Origin of the sequence: Mesorhizobium sp. M4B.F.Ca.ET.089.01.1.1, from assembly GCF_004022605.1 — a bacterium.
Taxonomy (GTDB): domain Bacteria; phylum Pseudomonadota; class Alphaproteobacteria; order Rhizobiales; family Rhizobiaceae; genus Mesorhizobium; species Mesorhizobium abyssinicae.
The window spans coordinates 1-8,446 of record NZ_RZOS01000246.1 but is presented as its reverse complement, the minus strand read 5'-3'; the positions used below and the strand labels follow the sequence as shown (position 1 = coordinate 8,446).

The window sequence follows — 8,446 nt, the reverse complement described above, 5'->3', positions numbered from 1 at the left end:
TAGCCGACGAGCTGGTTGTCGCGCGCGCTCTGCAGCTGGGCGATGTCCTTGATGCGCGCCGCGACCTGGCCGGGCGGCAGCGTGCTTGGCCCGGTCGAAACACGGAACATCCGCGTGGTGGTGGCGGGATCGTATTCCGGGTCGTTGAAGGCGCCGCCATTCTTCGCGGCAAGCTCGCGCTTCGCCTTCGGGGTCAGCCCGTCGGCCAGTGCCGGCTGCAGCCCAAGCGCAGCCGCCAGAAGCAAGGCAAGTCCGCGCATCATGAGGCGCCGACCATGATGGTGCCGTCGCCCATCACCGTGCCGGATATGATCTTGCCGCTGTCGACATTGCGGACCTTGACCAGGTCGCCGGCGGCGCCCGGCTGCAAGGTGACGCCGGAAGCCGAAATGGTCAGGGCGCCGGCGGTGAAATAGATCTGCACCGCCGCGCCCTGTTCGACCAGCCAGGCGTCGCGGATGGCGGCGGTCGGGATATAGCGGCCGGGCAGCAGCGTGCGCTTGGCAACCTTGCCCTGGAGTTCCTGCGCGAGGGTGGCGACGGCGTCGGGCTTGTGCTTGCCGGGAACGAGCGTCACCTGCTTCAGCGCGGCAAGCTCGATCGTCTCGCCAGGATAGATGACCCGGTTGGGGATCAGCACGACCTCGCCGCTCTGCCTGGCATTCTGGGCGGCGAGCTGATTGGCGCTCTGGTTGCCGGCCTGATTGTCGCCGGCGTCCTGGGCAAACGCCGGCACGCCGCCGGCCACCAGCGCGAAGGCCAGCGCGGCGCGGCGGAGCAGGGAGCGGTGGGCCGGCGCAATCATGATCCGCTACCTGATGTTCTTGGACACGACCGAGGCCATGTCGTCGGCGGCCTGGATGACCTTCGAGTTCATCTCATAGGCGCGCTGCGCCGAGATCAGTTCGGTGATCTCCTTGACGGGATCGACGTTGGACGATTCCAGATAGCCCTGTTCGATCGTGGCGAAGCCGGGGTCGCCGGGCACGCCGACATTGGCCGGGCCGGAAGCCGCCGTCTCCTGGAACAGGTTGTCGCCGAGCGGCGCCAGGCCCGCCTCGTTGGCGAAATTGGCGAGCTGCAGCTGGCCGAGAAGCTGGAGATCGGTCTGGCCTTCGATGCGGGCGAAGACCTGGCCGGTCTTGTTGACGATGACCTCGACCGCGTCCGTCGGCACGGTAATGGCAGGGACGACATTGGCGCCATCGACCGTCACCAGCTGCCCCGTGGCGTTGGTGTTGAAGGCGCCGGCGCGGCTGTAGAGCGTGCCGCCGTCGGCGCCTTCGATCTGGAACCAGCCCCGGCCGGTCAGCGCGAGGTCGAAGCTGTTGCCGGTGCTGGTCAGCTCGCCCTGGGTATGGACGTTGCGCACGGCCGTCGTCTTGACGCCGAGGCCGATCGAGACGCCTTCCGGCACCAGCGAGGTGTTGGAACGGTTGGGCACGCCCTGCGTGCGGTCGACCTGATAGAGCAGGTCGGAGAATTCGGCGCGGGCGCGCTTGTAGCCGGTGGTGTTGATGTTGGCGATGTTGTTGGCGATGACTTCCAGGTTGGTCTGCTGGGCGTTCATGCCGGTGGCGGCGATAGCGAGTGCTTTCATGACGCGGTCCTAGATACTCATGCGGCTGATTTCGAGGTAGGCGGAGACGACCTTGTCGCGGATGGCGATGGTCGTCTGCAGGGCCTGCTGGGCGCTCATCACCGCGTCGACCACCTGGCGTGTGTCGGCGTCGCCCCGCAGCGCCTGGATCGATACCTGTTCGGCATTCTGCAAGGTGTTGACGGTCTTCGACGCCGCCTGGCTCAGCGCCTCTGCGAAGGAGGTGCCGACGGTGTCGGTCGCGGCCTGCGGCGAAACGATGCCCTGCAAGGCGCCGGTCGCCGCGTCGGCGCCGTCGGTTGCCGGCTTGAGCTGGAGCGCGCCAATGTTGCCGATGCCGCTGATCATTGCTGGTTCCTCATCAGGTCGATGGTCATGGAAATCAGGTCGCGCGCCTGCTTGATGACCTGCAGATTGGCCTCATAGGAGCGGTTGGCCTCGGTCATGTCGGCCATTTCGATCAGCACGTTGACGTTGGGCATCTTGACGTAGCCCTTCTCGTCGGCGGCTTCGTTGCCGGGCTGGAACTCGATGGGAAAATCGGAGGGATCGCGCGCCACCGAGCTGACCTCCACGAGCTGGCCGCCGGTCGAGCGGTCGAGTTCGGAAGCGAAGCTGATGGTTTTGCGGCGATAGGGGTCTGCGCCCGGCGCCGTGCCGGTCGATTGCGCGTTGGCAAGGTTTTCCGACACCACGCGCAGGCGCTCGGACTGGGCGCCCAGGCCGGACGCGGCGACTTTGAGAGCTGCGGTCAGCGCGTCCATGGTCAGCTCTTCACCGCCATCATCATCATGGAGTGGAAGGCTTTGACGATCGCGGTGTTGAGCTCGAAGGAGCGGCGGACCTCACCGGCCTTCATCAACTCGTCTTCCACCACCACGCTGTTCTTCGACGGCATGATCGAGCCGGTGCTTTCCTCCGGCTTGATGCTGAAACCAGCATTCGTCGCCTCGCCGCCGAGATGCCCGGCCTGGGTGGCCTGCAGCGACACCGCGGTGCGGTCGAGGACCTTCTCGAACGGCTCGACATCGCCCGCCGTGTAGCCCGGCGTGTTGGCGTTGGCGATGTTGGACGCAATGGCCGACTGGCGCACGGCCAGCCACTGCGACTGCTTCGTGGCGAGATCGAAAAGGTTGACGGGCTCCATGGGAATCTCCGGACGGGGTTCCCAGAGACTAGGCCGCCAGTCTTGCGCGGACCTTGCGCGGGGCCGGCATGGCGCAGCGCCGCGCGACCGGCCCGCGCGCCGCTATCTGGAGAGGTCGATCACCTGGTCGGTGCTGGTGACCATGACCCATTTGCCGCCGCGTTGCTCAATCGACGAGACGATGCTGGAATCCGGCAGCTTTGAGCCGCGCTGGACGATCCACAGGCCGGCGTCGTCCTCGATCATGGCGCGGCCGTTGGCAACATGCACCATGCGGAACTTGGGATCGGCCGGAAAGGGCTGCTGGTCGACGCCCGGCGCCTGGGCGGGATCCTCGGGGTCCTGCAGCGTGCCGGTGGCGAACAGGTCGACATCGGGAACATCCTTGGCCGTCAGCGGCTGGCCGGGATTTTCCATTTGCGAGCCGCCGCTGACGCGTCCGGCATTGGTGCCGCTGCCGCCGAACTTGATGGCCTGCACGCCGAACTGTTCCTGGTTGAAGAAGATGTACCAGGGAAACAGCGCGCAGATCAGGCCGAGCGTGACGCCGAGCGCGGCGACGACGAAATCGCTGCGCCGGTCGGGCTTCTTGCCCAGCCGCGGGAATTCAGCCTTTGGCGGCGTGGGCCATTCCGTGCGCGGGAACAGGTCATCGATCAGCGAATCGCGGCTGGCCTGTATCGTCTCGGCGGCCTCAACCCGGGCAGCCGCGGGCAAATCATCCCCGGCGGTCCTGGCAGGCCCGGCGGTCCTCGGGAGGGCGGGCTTCGCCGCCTTGGCCAGGACGGCCCCGGTCTTGGCCGCGACCTTGGCGGCCATGGCGCGCGCGGCCTTTGCTGTGGCGGATCGTGCTTCCTCGGCCAAGGCGTCTTCCTTGGCCCTGGCGTCGTCGATCATCTCGCGCAGCAGGCGCTCGGTATATTGGCGCTCACTCTCCTGCATCGCCATTCTGCTTTCCCTTCAGGTAGCGGGCGAGGTCGGCGAACGGATCGACGGACGCGCGGTCCTTCGGCGACTGCGTCAGCGCCTCGTAGATCAGCGGCACCTGGCGCACGGCGATGTCGAGCTCGGCGTCGGCGCCGCCATGGTAGGCGCCGAGCAAGCGGATGTCGCGCGTGTCCTCGAAGCGCGAGATCATCGACTTCAGCCTGGTCACCAGCATCCGCTGCTCGGCGCTCCAAGCCTTGTCAGCCAGGCGCGAGATCGACGACAGCGGATTGACCGGCGGATAGCGGCCCTGTTCGGCGATCGCGCGATCGAGCACGACATGGCCATCGAGGATGCCGCGCACGGAATCGGCGACCGGGTCGTTGTGGTCGTCGCCGTCGACCAGCACCGAAATGATGGCAGTGATCGACCCCCTGCCTTTGACTCCGGGGCCCTCGGCGCCAGGTCCGGCGCGCTCGAGCAGCTTGGGCAGGTCGGTGAACACGGAAGCCGGATAGCCGCGCGCGACCGGCGGCTCGCCGGTTCCGGTCGCCACCTCGCGCAGCGCATGGGCAAAGCGCGTGATCGAATCCAGCACCAGGAGCACGCGGTGGCCCTGGTCGCGGAAATGCTCCGCGACGCGCATGGCGGTGTCCGGCGCGCGCCGGCGCATCATGGCGCTCTCGTCGCTGGTCGCAACCACGGCCACGGTCTTGGCCATGCTTTCGGCGCCGATCGTGTCCTCGAGGAATTCGCGCACCTCGCGGCCGCGCTCGCCGATCAGGGCGACGACGACCGTATCGAAGGCATCGGCGCCGGCCAGCATGGCGAGCAGCGTCGACTTGCCGACGCCGGAGCCGGCAAAGATGCCGAGACGCTGGCCGAAACAGAGCGGCGTGAAGATGTCGATGACCCTGACCCCGGTCATGAAGGCGGTGCCGACGCGCTGCCGCGCCATGGCGCCCGGGGTCGTGGCATCCTCGCCCGGCGTGGATGCGGGCCTGACCAGCGGCGGGCCGCCGTCGATGGCGCGGGTCAGCGCGTCGATGGCGCGCCCGCGCCACGAGCCATGCGGCGTCACGGCCAGCGGTCCGCGGCGAAACACGGCGTCGCCTATGCCGGCGTCGGCACTGCGCTCGAAGGGGGCCACAACCACCTCGTCGCGGCCGATTTTGACGATCTCGCCGCGACGCGTGCCGGCATGGCCGCGCTGCTCGACGATGTCGCCCAGCCTGGCGATGTCGGAAAGGCCGCGCACCTTGTAGTGGGTCGGCGAGATCTCGGCGACGCGACCGCCGCGCCGGAGAAGGGACTCGGCGCGGTCGAAGCGGCGCAGGACGCGTTCCAGGGCGGCAAGCCGGTCGGCAGGTGCTGCTTCAGGCTGCTTTTCAAGGGCGCGCAGCGAGGGTGGGCTGGTCGACATGCCTTTACTTGGAGCCGAGCGTCTTGATCGCGTCGTCGGTCGTCGAATCGGTCTGGCGCATCAGCGCCGCCGTATTCTCGAAGGCGCGCTGGACCATGATCAGCCGGGTCATTTCCTGCACCGGATTGACGTTGGATTCCTCGAGGAAACCCTGCGCCACGCCGACATCGGAGCGATCGGTCACAGGTTCAGGCGTCCGCGCGGGCACGATGCCGGAATTGCCGTAGCGGACGAAATTCTGCCCTGGGTCGAAATTGTAGAGGCCGATGGCGCCGACCAGCTGGTCGTTCTGCCTGAGCGAGCCGTCGGCGCCGGCCTTGGGCGGTCCGTTGCGAGGGTCGAGCTGGATCGGCGCGCCGCCGCCGTCGAGCACCGGATAGCCTTCGATCGACATAAGCTCGCCGTTCTCGTTCATCGAGAAGCGGCCGTCGCGGGTCATCACCGTGCCGCCCGGCGTCTCGATGGCGAACCAGGCATCGCCCTGGATGGCGAAGTCGAAAGGATTGCCGGTCTCGGTCATCGAGCCGTGCGCCGTCGAAAGATAGGTGTTGCCCGAGGAGGCGAAGGAGACCGACTTCGGCCCGGTGCCGGAGACGACATCCTCGAATTTCACGCCGGTGGCGCGAAAGCCGATGGTCGAGGCATTGGCGACATTGTCGGCGATGGTGTCGAGCCGGCGCTCGAGCGCGATCTGCGAGGAGAGGGCGACGTAAAGGCTGTCCTGCATGGTGTTCTCAGAATTTCAGTTTCTGCATGGCCATCATCAGATCGGTCGAGATGCCGACCGTGGTCGGCTGGGAAAAGAGCACGCTGACCGATGTCGTTGCCGTCGAGGTCGGGTTGTTGATCTCCCACAGGCTGGTGAAGCGGGTCAGGAACTTGTTCAGCTTGTCGGTGTCCTTGAAGTCGGCGATGTCGAGCTTCTGCTCGAACAGCTGCGCCTGCTTGTCGATGTCGGCCGAGGCGAAGGAATCGGGCAGGCCGAGGGCGGTGCGCACCACGCTGGCAAGCGCAGTGTCGGCCAGCACGTCGTACCAGTTGGTGATGTCGGGCGCCTTGCGCTGGAAGTAGAGTGCCAGCCGCACGCCTTGATTGGTCTCGCCGGCGTTCTCCTCCAGGGTCTGGTGCATGTATTTGTCGACCGCGCCTTGCTGGGCGGAGGGAAAGAGTGTGGCGGTCGAGCCGTAGGCGGCAAAGTTGAACGCCTTGACGAAGGCGGCGTAGCGCTTGTCACTCAGCTTGTTGGCGAAGCTGTCCGAATCCGAGACGCCTTCCTTGAGCGCCTTGACCATGAAAGCCTTGGCATAGGCCATGTCGCCCAGGCCGTATGCCTTCATGGCATAGGTGAACAGGCGGGTGTCCTTGACGAAGTCGTCGATGGTTTTGATGTTGCCGATATTGGCGAGATAGTAGTCGGTATCGCGCTTGACGACGGGCTGCGCCTCAACCTGGTCGATCGCCTTGGGGATGTCCTTGGCGATAAGCTGGTAGCTCGTATAAGTGTTGAACACGCTGTGCGCCTCCGGCCGAAGCTATTCCAGGAAAATACAGTCACTTCCTTGCGCGAAGCTGAATCGGCCCCGCAACCCGCGAGCCGGACCTCGCGGGGTTGAAGCCTCGTCGATTCAAGCCTCACACAAGGCACGTGGATTATCGGTTGGGACCTGCGGTGACATGCGGAAGGATCTTGCGTGGGCATTCTGATCGGACTGGTGGTGACGCTCGGCTGCGTCCTCGGCGGCTTTATGGCCATGGGCGGCCATCTGCACGTGCTGATGCAGCCCTGGGAAGCGGTGGTCATCTGCGGCGCGGCGCTCGGCACCTTCCTCGTCGCCAACCCGATGAAGACCGTCAAGGACACCGGCAAGGGCATTCTCGAAGCGTTCAAGCAGGCGGTGCCGAAGGAACGGGATTATCTGGAGACGCTCGGCGTGCTGCACAGCCTGATGCGCGAATTGCGCTCCAAGTCGCGCAGCGAGGTCGAGGCGCATATCGACAATCCGGAAGAGTCGGCGATCTTCCAGGCCTTCCCGACGGTGCTGAAGAACCACGACCTGACGCATTTCATCTGCGACTACTGCCGCATCATCATCATCGGCAATGCGCGCTCGCATGAGATCGAGGCGCTGATGGACGAGGAGATCCAGACCATCAGGACCGACAAGCTGAAGGCCTACCACGCGATGGTGGCGGTGGGCGACGGCCTGCCGGCGCTCGGTATCGTCGCCGCGGTGCTCGGCGTGGTCAAGGCGATGGGCGCGCTCGACCAGTCGCCGGAAATCCTCGGCGGCCTGATCGGCGCCGCACTCGTCGGCACCTTCCTCGGCATCTTCCTGTCCTATGCCGTCGTCGGCCCGGTCGCCACCAAGATCAAGACCGTGCGCGAGAAGAAGAACCGCCTCTACATCATCGTCAAGCAGACGCTGCTCGCCTACATGAATGGCGCGCTGCCGCAGGTCGCGATCGAATTCGGCCGCAAGACCATCTCGTCCTACGAGCGGCCGACCATCGATGCGGTCGAGCAGAGCACGATGAACACCGGCACGGGCGAAAAGAAAGCGGCCTGAGCATGCGTGAAGACAGACAAGGCCGCTCGCCATCATGACCAGTCCGGGCAGTCCGTCGCAGACCCGTTCCCTGATCATCGAACGTCTCGTCGGCGACAGCGGCGAGGCCGACCATGTCATCGGCGCCGGCCGGGGGATGGCCGAACGCGCCGTGCCGCTGCTGCAGAAGAGCCTTATCGGCGAACTCGGCGCGCCGGTCACCGTCGATCTGCGCGCGGTCGCGGTCAGCCGTGTTCCCGAGGCGCGCAGCGACGCCGGCGACACATTCGCCATGACCATCGTCGCCTCGCCGACCTCCTCCGATGCCATGACCCTGGTGCTCGACGCGCCGGGCATCGCGGTGATGGTTTGCGCGCTGTTCGGCGGCGACCCGGACGTGCCGGTCTCGCCGATCGAGCGCGAGCTGTCGCAGATCGAAACCGACGTGGCGACGACGGTGTTCCAGCTGGTCGCGCAGGCTCTCAATGGATCGGGCAAACGCTCGCTCGAATTGCGGCTGCCGGTGCAGCGGGCGATGTCGGGCATGGAGGCGAAGCGGCGCGTGCTGCGTGACGGGGCGTCGGTCCGCATGGTGTTCGGCATCTCGACGCCGACCGACAGCGGCACTGTCACGGTGATGATCCCGCAGCGCGTCCTGCTGGCGACTCGCGGCGGCGCTGCCGGCGCCCACGAGGACGATCACGCGGCCGGCTCCGACTGGCGCGCGCGCTTCTCCGAAGAAGTGATGCGCTCGGCGGTGATGCTGGAAGCGACGATGCCGCTTGCGCGGCTGACGCTCGGCG

11 protein-coding genes and 1 pseudogene are annotated in these 8,446 nt (G+C 66.4%); 2 read left to right on the top strand and 10 right to left on the bottom strand.

Features of this window, described 5'->3' with window-relative positions; all coding sequences use genetic code 11:
• The 10 genes and pseudogenes from EN780_RS21245 to EN780_RS21200 form a co-directional block, all read right to left on the bottom strand.
• Window positions 1-263, bottom strand: a pseudogene (locus tag EN780_RS21245) (flagellar biosynthesis protein FlgI); the annotation flags it as partial.
• The gene (gene flgA, locus EN780_RS21240; RefSeq protein ID WP_127393849.1) at window positions 260-805 is read right to left on the bottom strand and encodes a flagellar basal body P-ring formation chaperone FlgA; all 546 of its coding nucleotides are present in this window, start codon (window positions 803-805) and stop codon (window positions 260-262) included. The gene flgA and the pseudogene EN780_RS21245, both read right to left, overlap by 4 nt.
• 6 nt (window positions 806-811) lie before the next feature.
• Entirely contained in the window at window positions 812-1,600 is a 789-nt protein-coding gene (gene flgG, locus EN780_RS21235) for a flagellar basal-body rod protein FlgG (protein ID WP_127311692.1), read from the bottom strand.
• Between the two features lie 9 nt (window positions 1,601-1,609).
• A complete protein-coding gene (locus EN780_RS21230; RefSeq protein ID WP_127285021.1) occupies window positions 1,610-1,948 on the bottom strand; it encodes a flagellar hook-basal body complex protein FliE in 339 nt (112 codons plus the stop codon).
• Window positions 1,945-2,364: a flagellar basal body rod protein FlgC gene (gene flgC / locus EN780_RS21225; RefSeq protein ID WP_127311691.1), complete on the bottom strand. Its 420-nt coding sequence runs from the start codon at window positions 2,362-2,364 to the stop codon at window positions 1,945-1,947. The genes EN780_RS21230 and flgC overlap by 4 nt, the downstream gene beginning before the upstream one ends.
• Window positions 2,365-2,366: 2 nt before the next feature.
• On the bottom strand, window positions 2,367-2,747 hold the full coding sequence (flgB, locus tag EN780_RS21220) for a flagellar basal body rod protein FlgB (protein WP_127311690.1): 381 nt from the start codon (window positions 2,745-2,747) through the stop codon (window positions 2,367-2,369).
• Between the two features lie 102 nt (window positions 2,748-2,849).
• On the bottom strand, window positions 2,850-3,695 hold the full coding sequence (locus tag EN780_RS21215; RefSeq protein ID WP_128275225.1) for a hypothetical protein: 846 nt from the start codon (window positions 3,693-3,695) through the stop codon (window positions 2,850-2,852).
• Window positions 3,676-5,097, bottom strand: a complete 1,422-nt coding sequence (fliI, locus tag EN780_RS21210; protein ID WP_128275224.1) for a flagellar protein export ATPase FliI — start codon at window positions 5,095-5,097, stop codon at window positions 3,676-3,678. The genes EN780_RS21215 and fliI overlap by 20 nt, the downstream gene beginning before the upstream one ends.
• 4 nt (window positions 5,098-5,101) lie before the next feature.
• On the bottom strand, window positions 5,102-5,824 hold the full coding sequence (flgF, locus tag EN780_RS21205) for a flagellar basal-body rod protein FlgF (RefSeq protein ID WP_127283906.1): 723 nt from the start codon (window positions 5,822-5,824) through the stop codon (window positions 5,102-5,104).
• 7 nt (window positions 5,825-5,831) lie between these two features.
• The gene (locus EN780_RS21200) at window positions 5,832-6,608 is read right to left on the bottom strand and encodes a DUF1217 domain-containing protein (RefSeq protein ID WP_128275223.1); all 777 of its coding nucleotides are present in this window, start codon (window positions 6,606-6,608) and stop codon (window positions 5,832-5,834) included.
• A 180-nt stretch (window positions 6,609-6,788) separates the two neighbouring features.
• Here EN780_RS21200 and motA point away from each other — a divergent pair, with 180 nt between their 5' ends.
• Complete coding sequence (gene motA, locus EN780_RS21195) at window positions 6,789-7,664, top strand: flagellar motor stator protein MotA (RefSeq protein WP_127283904.1); 876 nt, start codon at window positions 6,789-6,791, stop codon at window positions 7,662-7,664.
• A 34-nt stretch (window positions 7,665-7,698) separates the two neighbouring features.
• Window positions 7,699-8,446, top strand: a 748-nt coding sequence (locus EN780_RS21190; protein ID WP_133372661.1) for a flagellar motor switch protein FliM, incomplete at its 3' end; no start/stop codon positions are given.

What these genes read in the sequence shown, in the direction of transcription:
- flgA (WP_127393849.1), bottom strand. Translation starts at nt 805, where the DNA reads ATGATTGCGCCGGCCCACCGCTCCCTGCTCCGCCGCGCCGCGCTGGCC.
- flgG (WP_127311692.1), bottom strand. Translation starts at nt 1,600, where the DNA reads ATGAAAGCACTCGCTATCGCCGCCACCGGCATGAACGCCCAGCAGACC.
- EN780_RS21230 (WP_127285021.1), bottom strand. Translation starts at nt 1,948, where the DNA reads ATGATCAGCGGCATCGGCAACATTGGCGCGCTCCAGCTCAAGCCGGCA.
- flgC (WP_127311691.1), bottom strand. Translation starts at nt 2,364, where the DNA reads ATGGACGCGCTGACCGCAGCTCTCAAAGTCGCCGCGTCCGGCCTGGGC.
- flgB (WP_127311690.1), bottom strand. Translation starts at nt 2,747, where the DNA reads ATGGAGCCCGTCAACCTTTTCGATCTCGCCACGAAGCAGTCGCAGTGG.
- EN780_RS21215 (WP_128275225.1), bottom strand. Translation starts at nt 3,695, where the DNA reads ATGGCGATGCAGGAGAGTGAGCGCCAATATACCGAGCGCCTGCTGCGC.
- fliI (WP_128275224.1), bottom strand. Translation starts at nt 5,097, where the DNA reads ATGTCGACCAGCCCACCCTCGCTGCGCGCCCTTGAAAAGCAGCCTGAA.
- flgF (WP_127283906.1), bottom strand. Translation starts at nt 5,824, where the DNA reads ATGCAGGACAGCCTTTACGTCGCCCTCTCCTCGCAGATCGCGCTCGAG.